Genomic DNA, 24,091 nt, shown 5'->3' with positions numbered 1-24,091 from the left:
GTATTTTTAATATGGTTAATGGTTTTGTCGATATTCAGGCAAGCCTGACCATAACAAGATTTTTAATTTGTAAAAATGGTGTGCTTATGAGTAAAGAATATGTTGAAAAACCCCTGTATTTGTTAATTGCCGATTGGATGATGGCGGAAAATCGTTGGGTGAGCGCTAAGGAAATTGCCAGGCATTTTGACATGGACCACTGTAAAGCGATCAATACGGTTTCTTATATTCTTTCTGAGGTAGAAGAAATTACCTGTGAGACCAGGACAATTCCAAATCAACTGCAAGGTAGAGGATGTCAATGTCAGCGTCTGGTGCGTGTAAAAAATATTGACGATCAAATCTATACCAGGCTGAAAAATAATGCGCAGGAAAAAATTCTCAGTACCACAAAAACATCCCATATGCCAGTAGTCCTGCCAGCAGGACTTAAGACGGAACAGAAATGGCAAATGATGTTGTCAAAAAGTTTGCGTCGTTAATGAGCGAATATCGAATGGCGCGAGTGCGCCATTCGATAAAGTCATTGCGCTGATTTCGGCTTCACCTCCGTCGTACCTTTAAGCCGCGGTCGGTTTTTTTCTGACTGGCGTAGCGGTTGTGTTTCATATAATGATGAGCGACAACGGATAGCCAGATCCTGATACTCCCGGGTATTAAGCTGCTTCCAGTGCAACTCTTCTTCGGTTACATCACGGATGAAACGGGCTGGCGATCCTACCAATAACTGTCTTGCTGCCCCGATAAATCCAGCTTTCACAAAGCTCATGGCGGCAACAATGCTCTCTTCGCCAATGACCGCGCCGTCCATAATCACGCTGTTCATACCGACCAGCGCATCCCGGCCAATCACGCAGCCATGCAAAATCGCGCCGTGTCCGATATGTCCGTTCTCACCGACGACGGTGTCGGTATCGCAGTAACCGTGCATAATGCAGCCATCCTGTAAATTCGAACCTGGTTCCAGAATCAGGCGGCCATAGTCACCACGAAGCGAAGCGTGAGGGCCGACGTAGACACCAACCCCAACAATGACGTCGCCAATCAATACCGCGCTCGGATGGATATACGCCTCTGGATGGACGACCGGGATCAAGCCTTCAAAGGCGTAATAGCTCATGAGTTATTAACGTCCTTTCCATACCGGTGAGCGTTTTTCGGCAAAGGCCTGCGGCCCTTCAATCGCATCTTCGGAATGCAGGACCGCCGGATAGTGTTTCAGCGCACCGCTGCGGAGATAACGATAGCCTTCTTCTACCGGCATTTCTCTGGTTGTTCTGGTTATCTCTTTTAATGCGGCAATAGCCAGTGGTGCGCTTTGAAGCAGTTGCTGTGCCAGTTCGCGCGCCTTCTCCATTAATGCTTCCTGACTGACAACATAATTAGCGATACCCCAACGTAGTGCTTCTTCGGCATTCATGCGCCGCCCGGTCATCACCATTTCATTAACGATAGCGGGCGGTAAGCGTTTAGGCAGACGTAAAACCCCACCGCTGTCCGGCACGATGCCGAGTTTGGCTTCAGGTAAGGCAAAGCTGGCATTTTCAGCGCAGATAATGAAATCTGCTGCCAGCGCCAGTTCAAACCCACCGCCAAAGGCATAGCCGTTTACTGCGGCAATGACCGGTTTATCGAGATCAAAAAGTTCGGTCAATCCCGCAAACCCGCCAGGCCCAAAATCTGCATCCGGTGCTTCACCTTCTGCTGCTGCTTTTAAATCCCAGCCCGCGGAAAAGAATTTCTGGCCGGCGCCGGTAATAATTGCCACGCGTAATTCAGGGTCATCGCGGAAATTCAGAAATACTTCGCCCATGGCAAAACTGGTTTTTGCATCAATGGCATTGGCAACGGGGCGATCGAGAATAATTTCCAGAATATGCCCATGGCGGTTCAGATGTAATGATTCACTCATATTTTGCTCCTTTTAAATATGTGTATGCTTTGCAGAGGCATACCGCCTCTGCAAGATATGAAGTGTTCACGTTATTTCTATTTCGGCGAACATAAATTCAGCCGAATACGTTATGTTAGATTTTTCTTGATGACTTTCCCTGAACAGTTGCGTGGCAGATCGCTCCTGAATTCAACAAGCGTCGGTACTTTAAATTTCGCCATATTACTGGCGCAAAAAGAAAAAAACTCATCAGCACTTAATGTTTCGCCTTCATGAAGAACAATAAAGGCTTTTATAGCTTCATCCCTGATAGTGTCTTTAACGCCGATAACCACCGTATCCTGAATTTTTGGATGGGTCGAAATGATATTCTCCAGTTCTACACAGGAGACATTCTCGCCACCGCGCTTAATCATATTGCAACGCCTGTCGACAAAATAAAAAAAGCCTTCTTCATCGTAGTAACCCGAATCGCCGGTATGTAACCAGCCGTTTGCATCCAGCGCCATGGCGGTTGCGTCCGGCTGTTCGTAATACTCTTTAAAAAGCGTTTTCCCCGGCATGCCTTTAATGCATATTTCACCGATTTCATGGGGAGGAAGGGGCTGATTTTGATCGTTACGAATTTCCGCTTCGTAGCAAAACCCCGCGCGGCCAATTGACGGCCAGCGCCGTTTATCACCGGGTCTGTCACCAATAATGCCGACAATCGTTTCCGTCATGCCATACGATGTCAGCAACCTGACACCGAAACGTTCAACAAAGGCGTCTTTTTCCTGCACGGAAAGATTGAGGTAGAAAAGCACTTCACGAAGGCAATGCTGATTATCCGCAGGCATTGGCGGTTGCACCATCAGGGTTCTAATCATCATGGGAATGCATTCGGTAACTGTGGCACGGTATTTTCGCACCTGGCTCCAGAACGCACGTGCACTGTATTTCTCAAGCAGCACAAAGGTGGCACCGCTGGAAAAGGCGGCCATTGCCGCCGTACACTGACAATCGATATGAAAAGCGGGCATAGCGGTCAGATAAATATCGTCATCGCGTAATGCACACTGCCAGGCGGAGTAGTAACCCGCAAAGCGTAAGTTATATTGAGTAATGACCACGCCTTTTGGTCGTGAGGTCGTGCCCGAGGTGAAAAGAATTTCTGCGGTATCGTCGGTGCTTAACGTCGGCGTAGAGTTCAGAGTAGTGGGTTGGGCGCGCTTAAGTTGATAAAAATCACTCACCGCGGTATCTGAGACACAGAACTGCCGGTCGATAAGGCAGATATGATTGAGCTGCGTTTCACCTTCCTGCAGAATCTGACGGTAAAGGGGATAGAAGTTTTCAGTGGTTACCAACAAACGAGCCCGGCAGTTTTGCAGGATCCACAGACTTTCATCATGCAATAGCCTGGCGTTAATCGGCACCATGATGGCACCGATTTTTGCCAGCCCGAACCAGCAAAAGAAAAATTCAGGGCAGTTATCCAGATGCAGGGCGACTTTATCGCCTTTTTGGATCCCCAGCCCGTTGAACAGGTTTGCTGTGCGATTGATTTCCTCATTGAGGAAGGTATAGCTGAATTGCTGTACTTCACCTTCACATGACTCAAAAATCAGCGCCGTTTTATCGCCATAGACCTCTGCCAGGTCGTCCCACATCTGACGTAAGTTTTGATCGCCAATAACATCCATCGCACTTTTATCCACTGAAATTAGGTGTAAGCGCTAACCGGGTGGCTACACGATCCCGTTAGCGCTACGTATTTAATCCTCAACCCTGGCCAGCCCCTTGCTTACCAGTTCCTTAATATCTGCTTCGCTGTAACCGATGTTCTGCAAGATGGCGGAGGTATCCATGCCGTGTGACGGCATGCCGCGCCAGATTTTCCCAGGGTTATTTTTGAATTTCGGCATAATGTTTGGCCCCTTGCAGGTACGGCCATCCATGGTTTGCCATTGGGTGATTGATTCGCGGGCGACGTACTGCGGGTTACCCTCCAGTTCAGGAATGGTCAGTACTTTTGCACAGGCAATATTCAGCTCGGCGAAGCGCGCTTGTACTTCGGCAATGGTATGCGTTAGCAGCCATGCATCCAGTTTCTCTTCCACCAGTGGGCCGTACGGGCACTCGACGCGGTGAATGAGTTGTGTACCTTCCGGAACTTCTGGCGTGCCGAGAATATGCGCCAGCCCGATATCGTTAAAACACTCGGTAATTTGCGTGATCCCGACCAGTTCCATCACGATGTAGCCATCCGAGCATTTATACAGACCACAGCCAGCGTAGTAGGGGTCTTTGCCTTTGGTCATACGCGGACAGATTTCGCCGCCATTGAAATAATCCATCATGAAGTACTGGCCCATGCGCAGCATCACTTCATACATCGCAATATCAATGCTTTCCCCTTTGCCTGTTTCACGTACTTTATGCAGCGCCGCAAGTGCTGCGGTTGTCGCCGTCATGCCGGAAAAATAGTCTGCCGTGTAGGGGAAGGCGGGCATCGGCTGGTCAACGTCGCCATTTTGAATCAGGTAACCGCTGAAGGCTTGCGCAATGGTGTTATAAGCAGGAAGGTTGGTGTACTCCTCTGTCCCAAACTGCCCAAAACCAGACAGGTGAGCGATGACCAGCTTCGGATTGTGTTCCCATAACACTTCATCGGTAATTCCCCGGCGAGCAAATGCCGGACCTTTACTGGCCTCGATAAAAATGTCGGTGGTTTCCATTAACTTAAGGAACGCTTCCCGGCCTTCATCTTTGAAGATATTCAGCGATAGCGCGTGCAGATTGCGGCGTGAGAGTTGCGGATAATTCGGCTGGACACGAATTGTGTCGGCCCAGGCGACATTTTCAATCCAGATAACTTCTGCGCCCCACTCGGCAAACATTTGTCCGGCGAAGGGCCCGGCAATTTCGATACCGGAGAAAACGACCCGCACACCCGCAAGTGGTCCAAACACGGGCATTGGTAAACGATGACTCATGACATACTCCTGTGTGGCATCCCTGGAACCCCATCACAGCGTGATGGGGTTATCACCCGATTAACGGTACTGTTTGAGCACTGCGCGACCCAAAGTCAGGATCTGCATTTCGTCGGAACCGCCGGACACCCGGTCAACGCGCAGATCGCGCCAGAAACGGGTAATACGGTGATTGCCTGCAATCCCAACGCCACCGAGTACTTGCATCGCACTGTCAACGACCTCAAATGCCGCATTGGCGCAGAAGTATTTGCACATGGCTGCATCGCCGGAGGTAATGGTGCCGTTATCGGCTTTCCAGGCGGCTTCCAACAGCATGTTTTTCATGGAGTTTAATTTGATTGCCATATGGGCAAACTTCTCCTGAATCAGTTGGAAGCGACCGATCGTTTCGCCAAACTGTACTCGCTGATTGGCGTAGCGCGCCGCATCTTCAAAGGCGCACATGGCGGTACCGTAGTTCGTCAGAGCAACGAGGAAGCGTTCGTGGTCAAACTCTTCTTTAACACGGTTAAACCCATTACCCTCACGGCCGAACATGTCTTTTTCATCCAGTTCAACATCGTCAAAGGTAATTTCGCAGCAGCTATCCATGCGCAGACCGAGTTTCTCAAGCTTGTTAACTTTGATGCCAGGTTTGCTCATATCGACAAACCATTCGGTATAAATGGGTTTATCCGCAGACGCGCCGTCACGCGCCATTACCACGATATAAGGGGTGTAAGCGCTACTGGTGATGAAGCACTTACTGCCATTAAGATAAACCTTACCATTTTTACGGGTATAAGTGGTTTTTAAACTGCCCACGTCAGACCCGGCGCCCGGTTCGGTGATCGCCGAGTTCCACATCTGTTTACCGGTACCCTGAAACGCCATGATCTTATCGATCTGTTCCGGAGTGCCTTCGCGTAACACCGTGTTGAAGCCGCCAGGAAGTTGATAGAGCACGTAGGTTGGTGCACCCAGGCGACCCAATTCCATCCACACAGCCGCCACGGTAACGAAACCGGCATCCAGACCACCGCGATCTTCCGGGAGCAGCAGGCTGTCAATGCCCATATCGGCCAGTGCTTTTACGAAACGCTCAGGATAGACGCTATCGCGATCGCATTCGGCAAAATAGGCCTCCCAATTTTCACTGGCCATTAATTCACGAATACCGGCGACGAACAGCTCCTGTTCATCATTCAAGTTAAAGTCCATCTTTTAACCTCTTGATATGGTTGATTTATCTTAGTTATCTTTCCAGTGCGCTTTGGCGTCCTTAATAAAGGACAGCGTGACCATGATATTGACGAAGAAGAGAGGGCAGCCGCCTGCGATGATCGCCGTTTGTATCGGTTTCAACCCGCCGAGAGCCAACAGCACAATACCGATGATGCCGACCAGAATGGACCAGCCGATACGTACCAGCAGAGGCGGCTCTTCACCATCGCGTATTTCACGGCAGGTCGACATGGCCAGCGTGTAAGAACACGCGTTGATAAGTGTGACGGTGGCAATAAAGCAGAGAATAAAGAATCCCCACATTGTTGCTGTACTCAGGGGTAAAGCGGCCCAGGTCTCGATAATGGCGCGTGGTACGCCATGCTCTGCGATAAGCTGCGGAATATTCAGAATATTTTTATCCATCAGCAGTAGCGTGTTACTGCCCAGCACAGTCCACAGGATCCAAGTGGAAGCCGTCAGGCCCAGCACCATTCCGAAGCACAGTTCCCGAACGGTACGGCCACGCGATATACGGGCGAGGAAGATACTCATTTGGATGGCGTAAATGACCCACCAGGCCCAGTAGAAAACGGTCCAGCCCTGCGGGAAACCGCCTTTGCCGATAGCATCGGTATAGAACAACATACGTGGCAGATGCATCAACAGCATACCGACGGAATCGGTGAAGTAGTTCATGATGAAGCTGGCGCCGCTGACAATGAATACCCAGCCGAGCATCAGGAAACTCAGGTAGCTACGCACGTCGCTGGCAATCTTCACTCCTTTCTGCAGGCCGCAGGCCACGCAGATTGCGTTCAGAATGATCCAGCAGGTAATGATGATCGCGTCCAGTTGCAGCGTATGGGGAATGCCGAATAGATACTGCATACATTCGGTGACCAGCGGCGTAGCCAGACCGAGGCTGGTACCCATCGCGAAGATCAGTGCCACAAGATAGAAGTTATCGACGATGGTCCCGAACAGCCCTTTCACATGTTTCTCACCCACTAAAGGCACAAGCGTTGAGCTGGGGCGAATCACATCCATTTTGCGAACAAAGAAAAAGTAGGCGAAAGCGACGGAAAGGAAGCTATAGGTGGCCCACGGTAGCGGTCCCCAGTGGAACAAACTGTAGGCGAGGCCGAGCTCTTTGGCGCCGGTAGAGTTGGGGGCTAATGCAAACGGTGGCGTAGAGATATAGTAATAAATCTCTATCGATCCCCAGAACAACACGGCTGCGGAGGTACAGGAGGCGAACATCATGAAAATCCAGCTCGCGGTGCTGAATTCAGGTTTCTCATTGCCCAGTTTCTTTTTGGCGTAAGGGCCAAAGACCAGCCAGAACCAGCCAAAGAGCATCACGACCATATACCACTCAAATGCCCATCCCCAGACATTCGTTACATAAGTAAATACTGCATTAATAACCACATTGGCGGCATCAAGGTCTCTAACAGTTAGCCAGCAAAGTATTCCGACGATTATTAGCGGTGGGAAAAAAACTTTTGGCTCTATACCTGACTTTCTCTTGTCATTTTTCATGTTCGAATTCCAGTGTCATAATTGATTTATATTTCGTTCCCGTTTGTTATATTTATGTTCATTTTTGTGAGTGTTTATTTAATGACTCTTTAACCTCAAGGGAGATTCGGCGAGTACTCCATGATGGGTATTCGCTACAGCGTATTCTGTTATTCTTGTCACACTTTTTTGTCGGTTTTTATTTGGTTAGGAGTGGTTAATAAGTTCTTTAAAAACAATCTCTTACTTGTTATTTTCTGTTTTTTCATCCTTGTAGCGTTCAATATTGGTGATCCCGGAAACAATATTGAAAATTTGTAAGGTGAAACCGATTTTTCAATATTGGTGAGGTCGCTAACAATATTGAAAGTCCCATTTTACAGGGTGTGACATTTTCAATATTGGTGATTAATGTTTTATCCCGTAATTAAATGGTGTGATATCTGTATTTACCATCGCCGATATGGACGACGATTCCTTCATGATTTCTGGAGAGGCAATGAAGATAATTACTTGTTACAAGTGCGTACCTGATGAACAGGATATTGCGATCAATAACGCGGATGGTTCGTTAGATATTAGTAAAGCGGATGCCAAAATTAGCCAATACGATTTGAATGCGATTGAAGCTGCCTGCCAGTTAAAACAGCAGTCCGGAGAAGCGCAAGTGATCGCCATGAGTGTTGGCGGGAAGGCGCTGACTAATGCGAAAGGACGCAAAGATGTGCTTTCGCGCGGCCCGGACGAACTGATTGTTGTGATTGATGATGCGTTTGAGAATGCGCTGCCGCAACAAACCGCAGTGGCGTTAGCGCAGGCAGCGAAAAAATCCGGCTTTGATCTGATTATTTGTGGCGACGGTTCCTCCGATCTCTATGCCCAACAGGTCAGTCTGCTGCTGGGTGAAATGCTGCACATTCCGGCAATCAACGGCGTCAGTAAAATTTTATCGCTGGTGGATAACACGCTGACCGTTGAGCGCGCTCTGGAAGACGAGATCGAAACCCTGAGCATACCGCTTCCGGCGGCCATTGCGGTCTCTACGGATATTAACTCCCCGCAAATTCCTTCCATGAAAGCCATTCTGGGCGCGGCTAAAAAACCGGTTCAGGTCTGGACGACAGCAGATATTGGTTTTACCCACGGGGAAGCGAACTCCGTGCAACAGATCGCTGCGCCAGGACAACGTGAGCGCCAGCGCATCGTTATTGAAGGTGATGGCGAAGAACAAATCGCCGTATTTGCTGACCATCTGCGCAAGATCATCAATTAAAAGGGGATGTTATGAGCAAGTTTTCCACTGTATGGGTATTCAGCGATACCGTTTCCCGGCTGGCTGATTTGGTGGGTGGCGCACGCATGTTGGGCGAACAGACCAATGTATTTGTGCTCAGTGAAACCGACAGTGCCACAGCATTCCACCTGGGGGCCGATAGCGTCTGGCATCTCAGCGGTAAACCGGAAGACCGCATGATTGAAGATTATGCGGACGCCATGGCGGCGACCATTCGCCAGCAGGGTTCGAAAGGGCTGGTACTGCTGCCCAATACACGTCGGGGCAAATTACTGGCGGCAAAATTGGGTTTCCGCCTGACGGCCGCAGTCTCTAATGATGCCAGTGCCGTCGCCATCGCGGGTGATAACGCTTTGGTAAAACATATGGTGTATGGCGGACTTGCCATTGGCGAAGAAACGCTACGTTCTTCTTTCGCCGTGATTACACTCTGCAGCGGCACATTTGAGCCGGCGCAGCCAGACACTTCGCGAAGCGGCGTGGCGCAGACTGTCGCATGGCAGTCACCGGAAATCACCGTCATTCGCACTGCAACTCAGGCTCGCCAGAACAGTAATGTTGATCTTGATAAAGCGCGGTGGGTTGTCAGCGTCGGACGCGGTATCGGTAGCAAGGAGAATATCTCGCTGGCAACAGCGTTGTGCCAGTCCATTGGCGCGGAGTTGGCCTGTTCGCGTCCGGTCGCTGAAAACGAAAAATGGATGGAACACGAACGCTATGTCGGCATTTCTAACCTGATGCTCAAACCGGAATTGTACCTGGCTGTAGGGATCTCCGGTCAGATTCAGCACATGGTGGGCGCAAACGGCGCACAGACGATTTTTGCCATTAACAAAGACAAAAACGCGCCGATTTTCCAGTATGCCGATTACGGTATCGTCGGTGATGCGCTGAAAATTTTACCCGCACTGACGGCCGCATTAACGCGCTAATTCCTTAAGCAGAGCGGTGGCCGCTCTGTTATTACAGGTAATTTCTGGAGTTTTTATGTCAGAAGATATTTTTGACGCCATCATCGTGGGGGCGGGGGTGGCGGGCTCGGTGGCAGCGCTGGTGCTTGCCAGGGAAGGTGCGCAAGTACTGGTGATTGAGAGGGGCAATTCCGCTGGAGCGAAAAATGTAACTGGCGGGCGTATTTACGCCCATAGTCTCGAACGTATTATTCCCGGTTTTGCCGGGCATGCTCCCGTCGAACGCCTGATTACACATGAAAAGCTCTCGTTTATGACCGATAAGGGAGCAATGACGGTAGATTACCTCAACGGCGATCATGGTGAACCTGAGCAAGCCTCTTATTCCGTCTTACGCAGTAAATTTGATGCCTGGCTGATGGAGCAGGCAGAAGAGGCGGGTGCGCAATTGATCACCGGGATCCGCGTTGACAATGTTGTGCAACGTGATGGCAAAGTGGTTGGCGTGGAAGCCGATGGCGACATTCTGGAAGCGAAAGTCGTGATTCTGGCGGACGGTGTGAACTCCTTGCTGGCTGAACAACTGGGCATGGCGAAACGCGTTACGGCTTCGAATGTTGCGGTTGGGGTTAAAGAACTCATCGAATTGCCAAAAACGGTCATTGAAGATCGTTTCCAGTTACGGGGCAACGAAGGAGCGGCCTGGTTGTTTGCCGGCGCACCGACAGATGGCCTGATGGGGGGCGGGTTCCTCTATACCAATCAAACGACAGTTTCGCTTGGGTTAGTATGCGGTCTGCATCATCTCAAAGAGGCCAAAAAATCAGTCCCGCAAATGCTGGAGGATTTTAAACAGCACCCTGCCGTCGCGCCGTTGATTAGCGGCGGCAAAATGGTGGAATACGCCGCTCATGTTGTTCCGGAATCCGGGATGAATATGCAGCCTGAACTGGTTGGCGACGGTGTACTGATCGCGGGTGATGCCGCCGGCATGTGTATGAATCTTGGTTTCACCATTCGTGGCATGGACCTGGCCGTGGCGGCAGGGGAAGCCGCCGCGAAAACGGTACTTTCCGCGATGCAAAGTAACAATTTCAGCCGTCAGGGGCTTTCGGCTTATCGTCAGCGCCTTGATGACGGTCCGATGCGGGATATGCGTATGTATCAGCGTTTACCTGCCTTCCTCGATAACCCGCGCATGTTTACCCGTTACCCAGAAATGGCGGTTGGCGTGGCACGCGATCTGTTTACCGTCGATGGTACCGCCCCGGTAGCAATGCGTAAGAAAATCCTTCGTCATGCCAAAAAGGTCGGTTTTATCAATTTGATAAAGGATGGTCTAAAAGGAGCGACTGTACTATGACTTCCCCCGTCAATGTGGACATCAAACTGGGTGTTAACAAATTCAATGTGGATGAAGAAAACCCACACATCATTTTAAAAACCGACCCCGATAAGCAGGTGCTGGAGGTGTTAGTTAAAGCCTGTCCTGCGGGCCTGTACAAAAAGCAGGATGACGGCAGCGTACGTTTTGATTACGCCGGATGCCTGGAGTGCGGTACCTGTCGGATTTTGGGGTTGGATACGGTCCTCGAAAAATGGGACTACCCACGCGGTACGTTTGGTGTGGAGTTTCGCTACGGCTAAAACCGGTGCCGGATAACAGAGATTTATCCGGCCTATAAAAATTACGTGAAGTATTGGCTGGAGAAGGTGCTTTTGCCGGGCCATTCGGCACTTGAGGTGACCAACCTCGTATTTTGCCGTTGAGACAGGACATAACCATGCAGCAGATCAGAAATTTTGATGATATCCAATTCTCATCTATTCACCGTCGAATCATGTTGTGGGGAAGCGGCGGACCTTTCCTGGATGGGTATGTGCTTGTCATGATTGGCGTTGCACTGGAGCAACTCACGCCAGCATTAAAGCTGGATGCACAGTGGCTGGGATTGTTGGGGGCGGGAACGCTGGCGGGTCTGTTTGTCGGCACCTCGTTGTTTGGCTACATCTCAGACAAAGTGGGGCGACGGAAAATGTTCCTCATCGATATCATTGCCATTGGGGTGATATCGGTGGCCACGATGTTTGTCTCCTCGCCCATGGAATTGCTCATTATGCGAGTGCTGATTGGCGTGGTGATTGGCGCGGATTACCCTATCGCAACCTCCATGATCACTGAATTTTCCAGTACCCGCCAACGAGCTTTCTCAATCAGTTTTATTGCTGCGATGTGGTATGTCGGCGCGACCTGTGCCGATCTGGTCGGTTATTGGTTGTACGATGTGGAAGGCGGATGGCGCTGGATGCTGGGGAGTGCGGCAATCCCTTGTATCATGATCCTCATTGGGCGTTTTGATCTTCCAGAATCTCCGCGCTGGCTCCTGCGTAAAGGGCGGGTGAAAGAGTGTGAGGAGATGATGATTAAACTGTTTGGCGAGCCGGTAGCGTTCGATGATGAACCACCACAAGAAACTCGCTTCTTACAACTGTTTAATCGTCGTCACTTCCCGTTTGTCTTGTTTGTCGCCGCTATCTGGACGTGCCAGGTTATTCCGATGTTCGCCATCTATACCTTTGGTCCGCAGATTGTTGGCCTGCTGGGGCTGGGCGTCGGGAAAAGCGCGGCGCTGGGTAATGTGGTGATCAGCTTGTTTTTTATGCTGGGCTGCATTCCACCGATGTACTGGCTGAACAGCATGGGGAGGCGACCGCTGCTGATCGGCAGCTTTATGATGATGACACTGGCGCTGGCCGTGCTGGGATTGATCCCTGAAATGGGTATCTGGCTGGTGGTTGCGGCATTCGCGGTATATGCCTTTTTCTCCGGCGGGCCAGGAAACCTCCAGTGGCTTTACCCGAATGAGCTGTTCCCGACCGATATTCGCGCCTCTGCCGTTGGCGTCATCATGTCCCTGAGCCGGATTGGTACCATTCTTTCAACCTGGGCGCTGCCGATTTTTATCACTAAATATGGGATCAGTTACGTCATGCTGATGGGGGCGGGAATATCGCTCGTTGGCCTGCTCATCTCCATCGCTTTTGCACCGGAGACGCGTGGTTTGACGCTTGCTCAGACGGGGAGTATGACGATTCGACGCAAGTCCCTGAATTAAGTCAAACCTTCAGAGTGTTCTGTATTTTCTTTTAAGGTCAGTCAGTTAGTCTAAAGTTACCCTGTATTTAACTGAAAACGACTGAAAAGCAGGGGAGAACACCATGCGAACGAAACTGTTATTAACGTCACTGTTTACGGCTGCCACGCTCTTTACCGTTGCCGGTTGTTCATCCAATCAGGCCGTAAAAACCACCGATGGTAAAACAATCGTGACTGATGGCAAACCGGAAATCGATAGCGACACTGGCCTGGTCTCTTACAAAAATGCGGAAACGGGTAAAACCGAGCAGATTAACCGCGACCAGGTGAAGAACATGAGTGAACTGGACAATTAATTTCACTCCGTGTCAGAAAGCGTCCCGCCATTAGCGCGGGACTTTTTTTATCTCACCCCTCGGTGGCGGCAGACCGGTAACGCCAGCCCCTCTCGCTGCTTTAGCCGCTATTCTGACAGGTGCTGTGCTGGTGCCTGCTAATCCCGCACAGATTGTCGCTGTTAGCACGACGATTAACTGTCTACACTCAAAGAAAAAAGTGTGCAGTGAAAACAGGTTAATCGATGATTCTGATAATTTATGCCCATCCCTATCCGCAGTATTCCCATGCGAATAAGCGGATGATTGAGCATGCAGGGACTCTGGAGGGGGTGGAAATTCGCTCTCTTTATCACCTCTACCCCGATTTCAATATTGATATCGCCGCCGAGCAGGAGGCATTGAGTCGCGCTGACCTGGTTGTCTGGCAACATCCCATGCAATGGTACAGTGTACCGCCGCTCCTCAAATTATGGATTGATAAAGTCCTGGCCCACGGCTGGGCATATGGCCATGGCGCGCGTGCGTTGCAGGGGAAAAGTCTGTTATGGGCCGTGACCACGGGCGGCGGGGATCAGCACTTTGATATTGGTTCACACCCCGGCTTTGATGTTCTGGGACAGCCATTACAGGCCACGGCGCTCTATTGCGGGATGAACTGGGTGCCGCCGTTTGCCACTCACTGCACCTTCATTTGCGACGACGAAACTCTGCAGGCGCAGGCCCGTCGCTACAAACAATTGTTGCTCGACTGGCAGGAGACCCACCATGGATAGTCATACGCTTATTCAGGCGCTGATTTACCTGGGGGCAGCCGCGCTCATCGTACCGATCGCGGTACGTCTGGGGCTGGGGTCCGTGCTGGGTTATCTGATCGCCGGTTGTATTATTGGTCCGTGGGGCTTACGCCTGGTCACTGACGCTGAATCTATCCTCCACTTCGCTGAAATCGGCGTGGTGTTGATGCTGTTTGTGATTGGCCTTGAGCTGGATCCCCAGAGACTGTGGAAGTTGCGCGTGTCCGTCTTTGGCGGCGGCGCGTTGCAAATGGCCTCCTGCGGCGTTTTGTTGGGGGCGTTTTGTATGGTGCTGGGGCTCGACTGGCCGGTGGCGCTGCTTATCGGCCTGACGCTGGCGCTCTCCTCAACCGCGATTGCCATGCAGGCGATGAATGAGCGTAACCTGACCGTTTCGCAAATGGGGCGTAGTGCCTTTTCCGTGCTGCTTTTCCAGGATATCGCGGCCATTCCACTGGTGGCGATGATTCCGCTACTGGCCAGCAGTGGCGCATCCACAACGGTGGGGGCGTTCGCCCTGTCGGCGTTGAAAGTGGTTGGCGCGCTGGCGCTGGTGGTCGTGCTGGGGCGCTATGTCGCGCGTCCGGCACTGCGTTTTGTTGCCCGCTCCGGATTACGTGAAGTGTTCAGCGCCGTGGCGCTGTTTCTGGTATTCGGCTTCGGTTTGTTGCTGGAAGAGGCTGGCCTTTCCATGGCGATGGGGGCGTTCCTGGCTGGCGTGCTGCTGGCAAGCTCGGAATACCGTCATGCGCTGGAAAGCGATATTGAACCCTTTAAAGGTCTGCTGCTGGGGCTCTTTTTTATCGGTGTCGGTATGTCGATAGACTTTGGCACCCTGGTCACTCATCCGCTGCGTATCCTGCTTTTGCTGGTCGGTTTCCTGGTGATTAAAACTCTCGTTCTGTGGCTGATTGCTCGTCCGCTGAGTGTGCCAGGCAAACAGCGGCGCTGGTTTGCGGCACTGCTGGGGCAGGGCAGTGAGTTCGCGTTTGTGGTTTTTGGTGCAGCACAAATGGCAGGTGTGCTCGACCCGGAGTGGGTCAAAGCCTTGACGCTGGCGGTGGCGTTGTCCATGGCGGCGACGCCTGTGCTGTTAGTCCTGCTGACGCGTCTGGAAAGCGCTGCCACCGGGCAAGCGCGTGAAGCCGATGAGATTGACGAAGATGAACCGCGGGTCATTGTGGCCGGATTCGGCCGCTTCGGCCAAATTGCCGGGCGTCTGCTACTCTCTAGTGGAGTCAAAATGGTTGTTCTCGATCACGACCCGGACCACATTGAAACGCTGCGCAAATTCGGCATGAAGGTCTTTTATGGCGATGCGACGCGCGTGGATCTGCTGGAGTCAGCCGGTGCCGGAAAAGCCGAAGTGCTGATCAACGCGATTGACGATCCGCAGGCCAATCTCCAGCTTACTGAACTGGCGAAAACCCATTTCCCGGCGCTGCGTATTATTGCCCGTGCCCGCGACGTCGATCATTACATTCGTCTGCGCCAGGCGGGTGTTGAGAAGCCGGAGCGTGAAACATTTGAAGCGGCGTTGAAAGCCGGGCGAATGGCGCTCGAAGGGTTAGGTCTGGGGCCTTATGAGGCGCGTGAGCGTGCCGACCTTTTCCGCCAGTTCAACACCCAGATGGTTGAGGAGATGGCCGGAGTGGATAACACCGCTCAGGCCAGAGCGGACGTCTTTAAACGCACCAGTGCGATGTTGACGGAGATTATCAGCGAAGACCGGGCGCATCTGTCCGTGGTCCAGCGCCATGGCTGGCAGGGGACCAAAGAGGGCCGTCACACGGGGGATGTCGCCGATGAACCTGAGGCGAAACCACAGCCATAGCGCGTGTTACGGCTGATTGACGGTTAAGGGTTTGCTTCGCGAAAAAGTGGAAAGCAAGGTATGCGATCGTGCAGCGCGGGTTTGCTTACAGATTACGAAAATTTTCTGTCTCTTTACCCTGTCGCCAGTCGACGAAAGAATGCGCTTTCCGTATAGTGGCGACAATTTTTTGCATCCGGGAAATTATCAATGATCAGTCTGATTGCGGCGTTAGCGGTGGATCGCGTCATTGGCATGGAGAATGCTATGCCATGGAACCTACCTGCCGATCTCGCCTGGTTCAAACGTAATACGCTAAACAAACCTGTGGTTATGGGACGCCTGACATGGGAGTCGATTGGGCGCCCGCTGCCAGGTCGTAAAAACATTGTCATCAGCAGCAAGCCAGGCACTGACGATCGCGTACAGTGGGTCACCTCGGTTGACGCGGCGATTGCCGAGTGCGGTGACGCGGAAGAGATCATGGTGATCGGCGGTGGCCGTGTTTATGAGCAGTTCCTGCCGAAGGCACAAAAGCTCTATCTGACGCATATTGATGCCGAAGTCGAAGGGGATACCCATTTTCCGGATTACGATCCGGATGACTGGGAGTCGGTATTTAGCGAGTTTAACGATGCGGATGAGCAGAATTCTCACAGCTATTGCTTCGAGATTCTGGAACGTCGGTAAAATGAATATACCCGGTGGTGTGCATCCGCCGGGAAAAATGTACGCAGGCCAAATTGAGGCTGGAATGAATACATTTTATCAACTCAAAGTCACCCTCAAAGACATAGACCCGGTTGTTTGGCGCCGATTTGTTGTTCCTTCCAACATTACACTCGATCGTTTGCATGATGTGGTACAAATTGTCATGGGCTGGCAAGACTACCATCTGCATCAGTTTATGTTCAAAAAGCAAATTTTCACCGAACATCCAGAATCGATTAACGATGAAGATGAATCAGTGATTCGTCTGAATACATTGCTCAAACGCAGCGGCAATAAATTAACGTATCTTTATGATTTTGGTGACTGCTGGGAGCACGAAATTGTTCTCGAAGATAAAAATTTCTCTTTAGATGAAATGCAACCTATTGAGTGTATAGAAGGGATTATGGCCTGCCCGCCAGAGGACTGTGGTGGTGCACATGCTTATATGCATCTGCTTCGGGCAGTTTTCGACCCGCAAAATAATGAAGAAGACTATGAAGCTTTTTTGGAAATTATTGGTCTGGATGAGAATATTCAGGTTAGTGATGTCCAAAGCCTTATATTTCAATATGATATTAACGCCATCAACTTACTTTTAAATATATACTTGCGCTGGTCGCGGGATCGGGCTTTACCATTGATGGACGAATTTGAATAAAATGGTACAGCGCGGTGGGCAAACTTCGCGCTGTATATTATGAGTTTTTAGCAAAACGGTGAAGATTCAGCTTAAAGCAGACGTTTGCCACTAAGAGGCGACCGCCTCGTCTTCACCTAAATCCATCTGACGGTTCGACGGTTGCACAAACCAGGCTTGATCTTCCCAGCGCAGGCAGGTTAGTGTGCCGCCCCAGCAACAGCCGGTATCCAGTGCGTAAATGCCTTCTGGCGTGCCTTTCCCTTCCAGTGATGCCCAGTGACCAAACACGATGCTGTACGCCTGCGAGACAGGTCCGGGAATGGTAAACCAGGGCTTCAACGGTGCCGGTGCGTATTCCGGAACATCTTTGCAATACATATCCAGCTCCCCGTTCGGGAAACAGTAGCGCATCCGCGTAAAGGCATTGCTGATAAAACGCAGCCGTGCCATTCCGCTCAGTTCCGTTGACCAACTGTTCGGATAGTCGCCATACATCCCGTCAAGGAAGAATGGGTAGGAGTCGCTGGAGAGAATGGCTTCAACGTCGCGTGCGCATTGCTGAGCCGTCTCCAGATCCCACTGCGGCGTGATACCCGCATGGGCCATCACCAGCTTTTTCTCCTCATCGACCTGCAACAGCGGCTGACGACGCAGCCAGTTGATGAGGTCGTCGGCATCGGGCGCTTCCAGAAGCAAATTAAGCCGATCTTTGGGTTTATTGCGGCTGATGCCGGCAAACACCGCCAGCAGGTGCAGATCGTGGTTGCCGAGGACCAGGCGAACGCTGTCGCCCAGCGATTTAACGTAGCGCAATACATCCAGCGAGCCGGGGCCGCGCGCGACTAAATCACCCGTTAACCATAAGGTGTCCTGCCCAGGTACAAACTGCACCTGATTTAACAATGCGAGCAGTTCATCATAGCAACCATGAACGTCGCCAATAAGATATGTAGACATTGTCTCAGTGGATTAGTGTTTGAACGGCAAGTCGGAAGACCGGGATAGCGATGCGGAACGCCTTCCCTTGCGCATCGATCATTTCATAATGGCCTTCCATGGTACCAAACGGCGTTTCAATTACCGCACCGCTGGTATACTGATATTCTCCGCCGGGTTCAATGTGCGGCTGAACGCCGACCACACCTTCACCCTGAACCTCAGTTTCACGGCCATTCCCGTTGGTGATAAGCCAGTATCGTTTAAGCAACTGGACCGGCGCTCGCCCCAGATTCCGAATAGTGATGGTGTAAGCGAAAACATAGCGTTCTTCATCGGGTGAAGATTGCGATTCAATATAGACACTTTGCACCTGAACAGAAACTCGGGGCGAATTGATCATGACTTAACTCTCCTTCGGCGGCGCATTATCAGTCAGATAGTTCGCCATCTTGCAATACTGCGCAACAGAGATGTTTTCCGCACGCATCGCCGGATCAACGCCCAGCTCCGTCAATACCTCAACGGAGAAGAGGTTGCCAAGGCTGTTGCGGATCGTTTTACGGCGCTGGTTAAAGGCTTCCGTCGTGATCCGACTCAGCACCCGGACTTCTTTGACCGGATGTGGCAACGTGCGATATGGTACCAGGCGCACGACAGCGGAATCCACCTTAGGCGGTGGGGTGAAGGCTGTTGGCGGCACTTCCAGCACCGGAATAATCTGGCAATAGTATTGCGCCATGACGCTTAAACGACCATACGCCTTACTGTTTGGCCCTGCAACCAGACGATTGACGACCTCTTTTTGCAACATAAAGTGCATGTCGGCAATGGCATCAGTATAGCTAAACAGATGGAACATTAGCGGTGTTGAGATGTTATAAGGCAGGTTGCCAAATACGCGCAGCGGCTGACCCATAGTCTGCGACAGCTCGCCGAAATTCATGGTCATCGCATCTTGCTGAAAAATCGTCAGCTTTGGCCCGAGAAACGGGTGAGTTTGCAGACGCGCAGCCAGATCGCGATCCAGCTCGATAACGGTGAGCTTATCCAGACGTTCACCTACCGGCTCGGTCAGCGCGGCAAGGCCCGGGCCGATTTCGACCATCGCCTGGCCTTTTTGCGGATTGATAGCTGATACAATACTGTCGATCACAAACTGATCGTTGAGGAAGTTTTGCCCGAAGCGTTTACGGGCTAAGTGGCCCTGATGGACTCGATTAGTCATTGAGTATTAACAATCATGGTGATGGCGAGATTAAGCGCCGTGATAAAACTGCCGACATCGGCTTTTCCCTGGCCCGCCAGTTCCAGCGCGGTGCCATGATCAACAGATGTACGAATAAAAGGTAAACCGAGCGTAATGTTCACGCCACGGCCAAAGCCCTGGTATTTTAGCACGGGCAGGCCCTGATCGTGGTACATCGCCAGTACGGCGTCGGCATTATCAAGATATTTAGGCTGAAAAAGCGTATCAGCAGGCAGTGGACCACTAAGATTCATACCTTTTGCGCGCATTTCATCAAGAACCGGAATGATCGTATCGATCTCTTCGGTGCCCATATGTCCGCCTTCCCCGGCGTGTGGGTTCAGGCCGCACACCAGAACATGTGGCTGGCGGATACCAAACTTTTGCTGCAAATCGGTATACAAAATGGTGATGACGTCGCGCAGCAAATCTGGCGTGATGGCCTCGGCAACCGCTTTGATGGGCAGATGGGTCGTGGCCAGCGCAACGCGGAGTTCCTCTGTTGCCAGCATCATCACGACTTTGCTGACGCGCGAACGCTCTTCGAAGAACTCGGTGTGTCCGGTAAACGGCGTACCCGCGTCGTTGATCACCCCTTTATGCACGGGGCCGGTGATCAGCGCAGCAAACTCGCCGCTCAGGCAACCATCGCAGGCACGGGCCAGCGTGTCGACCACGTATGGTCCATTGTTGACGTCCAGCTCGCCTGGCACAACTGGCGTTTTGAGTGCAACGGGTAATACGGTGAGGCTGCCTGCCTGTTGTGCACGGGCCGCTTGTCCGGCGTGGTACTCGCGCAGGACGAGGGGCAAACCCAGCAGCGCCGCACGCTCGGTGAGCAGCGTTGGATCTGCACACACCACTAACTCTACGGGCCAGTCACGCTGGGCGAGTTGTACGACTAAATCAGGACCAATCCCGGCGGGTTCGCCGGGAGTGATAACGACACGATGTGCGTTCATTAGTTGCTCAGGATTTTAACGTAAGCGCTGGCGCGCTGTTCCTGCATCCAGGTTGCCGCTTCTTCGGAGAATTTGCGGTTCATCAGCATGCGGTAAGCACGATCTTTTTGCGCAGCATCGGTTTTATCGACGTTACGGGTATCCAGTAGCTCAATCAGATGCCAGCCAAAGGAGGAGTGTACCGGGCCGCTCATCTGACCACGGTTAAGCTTCATCAACGCATCACGGAATGCCGGATCGTAGATATCCGCTGCCGCCCAGCCCATATCGCCGCCCTGATTGGCAGAACCTGGATCCTGAGAGAACTCTTTTGCCGCTGCAGCAAAGGTGGTTTTACCGCTCTTGATGTCAGCCGCGATCTGTTCCAGTTTCACGCGAGCCTGGTCGTCACTCATGATTGGCGACGGTTTCAGCAGAATGTGGCGCGCGTGAACTTCGGTCACGGATATGCTCTGGCTTTGGCCACGCAGATCGTTCACTTTCAGAATATGGAAACCAACGCCTGAACGGATGGGGCCAATGATGTCGCCTTTTTTCGCCGTGCTAAGCGCCTGAGCGAAGATTGACGGCAGTTCCTGAATACGCCCCCAACCCATCTGGCCGCCTTTCAGCGCCTGCTGGTCGGCAGAGTAGGTAATCGCCAGTTTCCCGAAATCACCGCCTTTACGCGCTTCGTCAACGATAGAACGTGCCTGGCTTTCTGCTTCATTTACCTGGTCAGAGGTTGGGTTTTCCGGTAACGGAACCAGAATGTGGCTCAGGTTCAGTTCGGTACTGGCGTCGTTTTGGTTACCTACTTGTTTCGCGAGCGCTTCAACTTCCTGCGGCAGCACGGTAATGCGGCGGCGAACTTCGTTGTTGCGGACTTCGGAAATGATCATCTCTTTGCGGATTTGGCTACGGTAGGTGTTGAAATTCACACCGTCGTAAGCCAGACGGCTGCGCATCTGATCCATGGAGATATTGTTTTGTTTGGCGATATTGGCGATGGCCTGATCGAGTTGATCATCGGTCACCTTGATGTTCATTTTCGTCGCCATTTGCAGAATGATTTGATCCATGATCAGACGTTCAAGAATCTGATGACGCAGCGTAGCGTCATCAGGCAATTGTTGACCCGCCTGGCCCGCGTTAAGTTTCACGGATTGCATCAAACCATCAACGTCGCTTTCGAGCACCACGCCGTTATTCACGACGGCAGCTACTTTATCGACAACTTGCGGTGCAGCGAAACTGGTATTCGCAACCATAGCGATACCGAGAAGCAGCGTTTTCCAGTTCTTCATACTTTTTCCATTTCAATTAACCGATAACTTTGCAAATCAACCACATCATAATGAGCTACGGTACGGCAGAATGTTCGAGCGCAACATTTGTTGCGTGCCCAGACCGTAATTTGAGCTCAAACCGCGCAACTCAATGTTAAAACCGATGACGTTGTCATACTTGCTTTGGTTGTTTTCCCAGCCGTTGATTTTGCGTTCATACCCAACGCGAATCGCATAACAGCAGGAGTTATACTGCAGACCTAACATCTGGTCGGCAGGCTTGTTTGTATTGGTATCGTAGTAGTAAGCCCCGACGACAGACCAGCGGTCGACGATCGGCCAGCTTGCTGCCGCACCAACTTGCGAAATACCGTTTTTGTATTGTTCTACGGTCGAGTAGTCCGGCAGTGTTGCCTGGATGTATTCCGGGCTGGCATAGCGATAGCTGAGCTGTACCATACGGTCTTCATCGCGGCGATATTCAATTGATGTGGAACCGTTAGCGATATTGTCCAGACGCGTGTCATACTGCACGCCGCCACGCAAGCCCCAGCGATCCGAAATGCGCCAGTAGGTATCTCCCGCCCATACCAGTGAACCCGTTTTGTTGTCTTTCTCCCAGTTTATGTTGTCATCACCAGTGCGTGACTGTGTGAAATAGTAGATTTGACCAACAGAAACGTTAAAACGTTCAACAGAAGCGTCATCATAAATACGGGATGTGACGCCGGTGGTAACCTGGTTTGCCGATGCGATACGATCCAGACCGCCGTAGGTACGGTCGCGGAACAGGCCGCTGAAGTCGGATTGCAACAAAGATGAGTCGTAGTTTTTGATAGTGCTCTGGTTGCGATATGGTATGTAAAGGTACTGTGCGCGCGGCTCCAGCGTCTGGCTATACCCCTCCGCCAGAGTCATATCACGCTCGAAAATCAGCTTCCCATCGACCTTAAACTGCGGCAACACACGGTTAACGGAATCTTTATAATCAGTATCGTTAGCCGCGTTGTAGGCATCAAGATTGGTTTGCTGATAGTGAGTCGCCATCAGCTTCGTCTCAGTATCGAGGCTGCCCCAGTTATTCGACAGCGGCAGATTTAACGTTGGTTCAAGATGAACACGCGTGGCTTCCGGGTAACTTCCGTTGGTGTTAACAAAATGCACCGCCTGACCATAGATATGTGCATCAAACGGACCCAGGTCGTTTTTGTAGTAATTCACATCTAGCTGTGGTTCTGCGGCGTAGGAATTACTGTTCTGCCGGTTAAACACCTGGAACTGTTTGGTCGATACGGTGGCATTAAAATTCTCCAGCCAATAACCCATGCTGAATTTCTGGGTGGCGTAACCGTCAGTACTGGTACCGTATTTCGACGAAAAATCGTTAAAATAGTATGGATCGCTGACTTTGGTGTAATCAACGTTGAAACGCCAAACCTGGTCCATCACGCCAAAGTGATTCCAGTAGAATAACCAGCGATGACGATTCGACTCGGCAGGATAGTCGTCCTGATAGACATTATCCGACGGTAGATAGTCGAATTCGATGAGCCCTGTTCCCGCTCGCGTCAGGTAGCGGAATTCGTTCTGCCACTGAGTATTGCCGCGTTTTTGAATGTAATGCGGTGTGATGGTCGCATCGAAGTTGGGGGCGATATTCCAGTAGTACGGTAAATAAAACTCAAAGCCGTTGTTCGTGCCGTACTTGGCATTCGGAATCAAGAAACCAGAACGGCGCTTATCACCCACCGGCAATTGCAGGTACGGGCTGTAGAAAACCGGCACCGGGCCGAGTTTAAAGCGCGCGTTCCAGATCTCTGCAACCTGTTCTTCACGGTCATGGATGACTTCGCTACCCACGACGCTCCAGGTATTTGAACCCGGTAAGCAGGAGGTGAATGAACCGTTTTCAAGGATGGTGTAACGGTTTTCGCCACGCTGTTTCATCAGGTCTGCATCACCACGTCCCTGGCGTCCCACCATCTGGTAGTCGCCTTGCCAGACGTTGGTGTCTTTCGTATTTAAATTTGACCAGGCTTTCGGACCTTTCAGGATGACCTGATTGTCGTCGTAGTGCACATTACCCAGTGCATCCACTGTACGCACCGGGTCAGCCTGGCCTTCCACCTGTTTCTGGTGAAGTTGAACTTCATCAGCACGCAGGCGGCTATTACCCTGATTAATATCCACATTGCCTTTAAAATTGGCGTCGTCAGGGTAGTTACCTTTGGCGTCATCGGCATTGATGGTCACAGGCAGATTATTAGTATCGCCTGTTACCAATGGACGGTTATAGCTCGGAACGCCAAGCATACATTGCGAGGCGAGACTGGCTGTCATCCCTTGTTGACTATAAAGGGCTGTGCCGATCATTGTGGCCAGGAGGGTGGGAATACGTTTTTTCATACGTTGTATTTGTTGTTCCGTCATCTGTGGCTTTACGCTGGCAAACGGTCAGAGACTAACGTACTCA

23 protein-coding genes are annotated in these 24,091 nt (G+C 51.5%); 11 read left to right on the top strand and 12 right to left on the bottom strand.

The window, feature by feature from the left end:
- Positions 1-86 precede the first annotated feature (86 nt).
- Entirely contained in the window at positions 87-482 is a 396-nt protein-coding gene (gene caiF / locus C5523_RS23235) for a carnitine metabolism transcriptional regulator CaiF (protein ID WP_039078309.1), read from the top strand.
- Positions 483-523: 41 nt separating this feature from the next.
- Here caiF and caiE read toward each other — a convergent pair whose 3' ends face one another.
- From caiE to caiT, 6 genes are all read right to left on the bottom strand, one after another.
- Positions 524-1,120 carry a carnitine operon protein CaiE gene (gene caiE / locus C5523_RS23230; protein WP_108702056.1) on the bottom strand — a complete coding sequence of 199 codons (597 nt, stop codon included), beginning with the start codon at positions 1,118-1,120 and terminating at the stop codon, positions 524-526.
- 6 nt (positions 1,121-1,126) lie between these two features.
- Positions 1,127-1,912 (bottom strand): crotonobetainyl-CoA hydratase, encoded by a 786-nt coding sequence (caiD, locus tag C5523_RS23225; protein WP_039078311.1) that lies wholly within the window; start codon positions 1,910-1,912, stop codon positions 1,127-1,129.
- A gap of 110 nt (positions 1,913-2,022) precedes the next feature.
- Positions 2,023-3,579, bottom strand: coding sequence for a crotonobetaine/carnitine-CoA ligase (gene caiC / locus C5523_RS23220; RefSeq protein ID WP_108702055.1), 1,557 nt, complete (start codon positions 3,577-3,579; stop codon positions 2,023-2,025).
- A 72-nt stretch (positions 3,580-3,651) separates the two neighbouring features.
- Entirely contained in the window at positions 3,652-4,872 is a 1,221-nt protein-coding gene (gene caiB, locus C5523_RS23215; protein ID WP_039078313.1) for an L-carnitine CoA-transferase, read from the bottom strand.
- A gap of 60 nt (positions 4,873-4,932) precedes the next feature.
- Positions 4,933-6,075, bottom strand: coding sequence for a crotonobetainyl-CoA dehydrogenase (caiA, locus tag C5523_RS23210; RefSeq protein WP_108702054.1), 1,143 nt, complete (start codon positions 6,073-6,075; stop codon positions 4,933-4,935).
- 30 nt (positions 6,076-6,105) lie between these two features.
- Positions 6,106-7,623, bottom strand: coding sequence for an L-carnitine/gamma-butyrobetaine antiporter (gene caiT / locus C5523_RS23205; RefSeq protein ID WP_108702053.1), 1,518 nt, complete (start codon positions 7,621-7,623; stop codon positions 6,106-6,108).
- A 478-nt stretch (positions 7,624-8,101) separates the two neighbouring features.
- Here caiT and C5523_RS23200 point away from each other — a divergent pair, with 478 nt between their 5' ends.
- The 10 genes from C5523_RS23200 to C5523_RS23150 all read left to right on the top strand — a co-directional run bounded on the left by C5523_RS23200 (position 8,102) and on the right by C5523_RS23150 (position 17,221).
- On the top strand, positions 8,102-8,875 hold the full coding sequence (locus C5523_RS23200) for an electron transfer flavoprotein FixA (RefSeq protein ID WP_039078316.1): 774 nt from the start codon (positions 8,102-8,104) through the stop codon (positions 8,873-8,875).
- A gap of 11 nt (positions 8,876-8,886) precedes the next feature.
- Positions 8,887-9,828, top strand: a complete 942-nt coding sequence (locus tag C5523_RS23195) for an electron transfer flavoprotein subunit alpha/FixB family protein (protein ID WP_108702052.1) — start codon at positions 8,887-8,889, stop codon at positions 9,826-9,828.
- 55 nt (positions 9,829-9,883) lie between these two features.
- On the top strand, positions 9,884-11,170 hold the full coding sequence (gene fixC, locus C5523_RS23190; protein ID WP_071193624.1) for an FAD-dependent oxidoreductase FixC: 1,287 nt from the start codon (positions 9,884-9,886) through the stop codon (positions 11,168-11,170).
- Entirely contained in the window at positions 11,167-11,454 is a 288-nt protein-coding gene (fixX, locus tag C5523_RS23185) for a ferredoxin-like protein FixX (protein ID WP_039078319.1), read from the top strand. The genes fixC and fixX overlap by 4 nt, the downstream gene beginning before the upstream one ends.
- 137 nt (positions 11,455-11,591) lie before the next feature.
- Complete coding sequence (locus tag C5523_RS23180; RefSeq protein WP_108702051.1) at positions 11,592-12,923, top strand: MFS transporter; 1,332 nt, start codon at positions 11,592-11,594, stop codon at positions 12,921-12,923.
- 103 nt (positions 12,924-13,026) lie between these two features.
- Positions 13,027-13,260, top strand: a complete 234-nt coding sequence (locus tag C5523_RS23175; RefSeq protein WP_039078321.1) for a YgdI/YgdR family lipoprotein — start codon at positions 13,027-13,029, stop codon at positions 13,258-13,260.
- A 224-nt stretch (positions 13,261-13,484) separates the two neighbouring features.
- On the top strand, positions 13,485-14,015 hold the full coding sequence (gene kefF / locus C5523_RS23170) for a glutathione-regulated potassium-efflux system oxidoreductase KefF (RefSeq protein WP_071193626.1): 531 nt from the start codon (positions 13,485-13,487) through the stop codon (positions 14,013-14,015).
- Positions 14,008-15,870, top strand: a complete 1,863-nt coding sequence (gene kefC, locus C5523_RS23165; RefSeq protein WP_071193627.1) for a glutathione-regulated potassium-efflux system protein KefC — start codon at positions 14,008-14,010, stop codon at positions 15,868-15,870. The genes kefF and kefC overlap by 8 nt, the downstream gene beginning before the upstream one ends.
- A gap of 189 nt (positions 15,871-16,059) precedes the next feature.
- A complete protein-coding gene (gene folA / locus C5523_RS23155) occupies positions 16,060-16,539 on the top strand; it encodes a type 3 dihydrofolate reductase (protein ID WP_039078324.1) in 480 nt (159 codons plus the stop codon).
- Position 16,540: 1 nt separating this feature from the next.
- Positions 16,541-17,221 carry a plasmid pRiA4b ORF-3 family protein gene (locus C5523_RS23150; protein ID WP_223878738.1) on the top strand — a complete coding sequence of 227 codons (681 nt, stop codon included), beginning with the start codon at positions 16,541-16,543 and terminating at the stop codon, positions 17,219-17,221.
- A 90-nt stretch (positions 17,222-17,311) separates the two neighbouring features.
- Here the strand turns inward: C5523_RS23150 and apaH are convergent, their stop codons facing one another.
- The 6 genes from apaH to lptD are packed head-to-tail and all read right to left on the bottom strand — an operon-like array spanning position 17,312 to position 24,024.
- On the bottom strand, positions 17,312-18,160 hold the full coding sequence (apaH, locus tag C5523_RS23145) for a bis(5'-nucleosyl)-tetraphosphatase (symmetrical) ApaH (protein ID WP_071193628.1): 849 nt from the start codon (positions 18,158-18,160) through the stop codon (positions 17,312-17,314).
- A 4-nt stretch (positions 18,161-18,164) separates the two neighbouring features.
- Entirely contained in the window at positions 18,165-18,542 is a 378-nt protein-coding gene (gene apaG, locus C5523_RS23140) for a Co2+/Mg2+ efflux protein ApaG (RefSeq protein WP_039078326.1), read from the bottom strand.
- Positions 18,543-18,545: 3 nt separating this feature from the next.
- Entirely contained in the window at positions 18,546-19,367 is an 822-nt protein-coding gene (rsmA, locus tag C5523_RS23135; RefSeq protein WP_108702050.1) for a 16S rRNA (adenine(1518)-N(6)/adenine(1519)-N(6))-dimethyltransferase RsmA, read from the bottom strand.
- Positions 19,364-20,350 (bottom strand): 4-hydroxythreonine-4-phosphate dehydrogenase PdxA, encoded by a 987-nt coding sequence (gene pdxA / locus C5523_RS23130; RefSeq protein ID WP_108702049.1) that lies wholly within the window; start codon positions 20,348-20,350, stop codon positions 19,364-19,366. The genes rsmA and pdxA overlap by 4 nt, the downstream gene beginning before the upstream one ends.
- A complete protein-coding gene (gene surA / locus C5523_RS23125) occupies positions 20,350-21,636 on the bottom strand; it encodes a peptidylprolyl isomerase SurA (RefSeq protein WP_039078329.1) in 1,287 nt (428 codons plus the stop codon). Before surA ends, pdxA begins: the two co-directional genes overlap by 1 nt.
- A gap of 45 nt (positions 21,637-21,681) precedes the next feature.
- Entirely contained in the window at positions 21,682-24,024 is a 2,343-nt protein-coding gene (gene lptD, locus C5523_RS23120) for an LPS assembly protein LptD (RefSeq protein ID WP_108702048.1), read from the bottom strand.
- Positions 24,025-24,091 lie beyond the last annotated feature (67 nt).

The organism is Phytobacter sp. SCO41, from assembly GCF_003073275.1.
Classification (GTDB): domain Bacteria; phylum Pseudomonadota; class Gammaproteobacteria; order Enterobacterales; family Enterobacteriaceae; genus Phytobacter; species Phytobacter diazotrophicus.
The sequence above is the reverse complement of the archived record's forward strand: the minus strand, read 5'-3'. Positions and strand labels throughout refer to the sequence as shown.

What these genes read in the sequence shown, in the direction of transcription:
- C5523_RS23180 (WP_108702051.1), top strand. Translation starts at nt 11,592, where the DNA reads ATGCAGCAGATCAGAAATTTTGATGATATCCAATTCTCATCTATTCAC.
- kefC (WP_071193627.1), top strand. Translation starts at nt 14,008, where the DNA reads ATGGATAGTCATACGCTTATTCAGGCGCTGATTTACCTGGGGGCAGCC.
- caiB (WP_039078313.1), bottom strand. Translation starts at nt 4,872, where the DNA reads ATGAGTCATCGTTTACCAATGCCCGTGTTTGGACCACTTGCGGGTGTG.
- caiD (WP_039078311.1), bottom strand. Translation starts at nt 1,912, where the DNA reads ATGAGTGAATCATTACATCTGAACCGCCATGGGCATATTCTGGAAATT.
- apaG (WP_039078326.1), bottom strand. Translation starts at nt 18,542, where the DNA reads ATGATCAATTCGCCCCGAGTTTCTGTTCAGGTGCAAAGTGTCTATATT.
- rsmA (WP_108702050.1), bottom strand. Translation starts at nt 19,367, where the DNA reads ATGACTAATCGAGTCCATCAGGGCCACTTAGCCCGTAAACGCTTCGGG.
- surA (WP_039078329.1), bottom strand. Translation starts at nt 21,636, where the DNA reads ATGAAGAACTGGAAAACGCTGCTTCTCGGTATCGCTATGGTTGCGAAT.
- apaH (WP_071193628.1), bottom strand. Translation starts at nt 18,160, where the DNA reads ATGTCTACATATCTTATTGGCGACGTTCATGGTTGCTATGATGAACTG.
- C5523_RS23195 (WP_108702052.1), top strand. Translation starts at nt 8,887, where the DNA reads ATGAGCAAGTTTTCCACTGTATGGGTATTCAGCGATACCGTTTCCCGG.
- caiA (WP_108702054.1), bottom strand. Translation starts at nt 6,075, where the DNA reads ATGGACTTTAACTTGAATGATGAACAGGAGCTGTTCGTCGCCGGTATT.
- lptD (WP_108702048.1), bottom strand. Translation starts at nt 24,024, where the DNA reads ATGAAAAAACGTATTCCCACCCTCCTGGCCACAATGATCGGCACAGCC.
- fixX (WP_039078319.1), top strand. Translation starts at nt 11,167, where the DNA reads ATGACTTCCCCCGTCAATGTGGACATCAAACTGGGTGTTAACAAATTC.
- C5523_RS23200 (WP_039078316.1), top strand. Translation starts at nt 8,102, where the DNA reads ATGAAGATAATTACTTGTTACAAGTGCGTACCTGATGAACAGGATATT.
- kefF (WP_071193626.1), top strand. Translation starts at nt 13,485, where the DNA reads ATGATTCTGATAATTTATGCCCATCCCTATCCGCAGTATTCCCATGCG.
- caiF (WP_039078309.1), top strand. Translation starts at nt 87, where the DNA reads ATGAGTAAAGAATATGTTGAAAAACCCCTGTATTTGTTAATTGCCGAT.
- caiC (WP_108702055.1), bottom strand. Translation starts at nt 3,579, where the DNA reads ATGGATGTTATTGGCGATCAAAACTTACGTCAGATGTGGGACGACCTG.
- pdxA (WP_108702049.1), bottom strand. Translation starts at nt 20,350, where the DNA reads ATGAACGCACATCGTGTCGTTATCACTCCCGGCGAACCCGCCGGGATT.
- fixC (WP_071193624.1), top strand. Translation starts at nt 9,884, where the DNA reads ATGTCAGAAGATATTTTTGACGCCATCATCGTGGGGGCGGGGGTGGCG.
- caiE (WP_108702056.1), bottom strand. Translation starts at nt 1,120, where the DNA reads ATGAGCTATTACGCCTTTGAAGGCTTGATCCCGGTCGTCCATCCAGAG.
- C5523_RS23150 (WP_223878738.1), top strand. Translation starts at nt 16,541, where the DNA reads ATGAATATACCCGGTGGTGTGCATCCGCCGGGAAAAATGTACGCAGGC.
- caiT (WP_108702053.1), bottom strand. Translation starts at nt 7,623, where the DNA reads ATGAAAAATGACAAGAGAAAGTCAGGTATAGAGCCAAAAGTTTTTTTC.
- folA (WP_039078324.1), top strand. Translation starts at nt 16,060, where the DNA reads ATGATCAGTCTGATTGCGGCGTTAGCGGTGGATCGCGTCATTGGCATG.
- C5523_RS23175 (WP_039078321.1), top strand. Translation starts at nt 13,027, where the DNA reads ATGCGAACGAAACTGTTATTAACGTCACTGTTTACGGCTGCCACGCTC.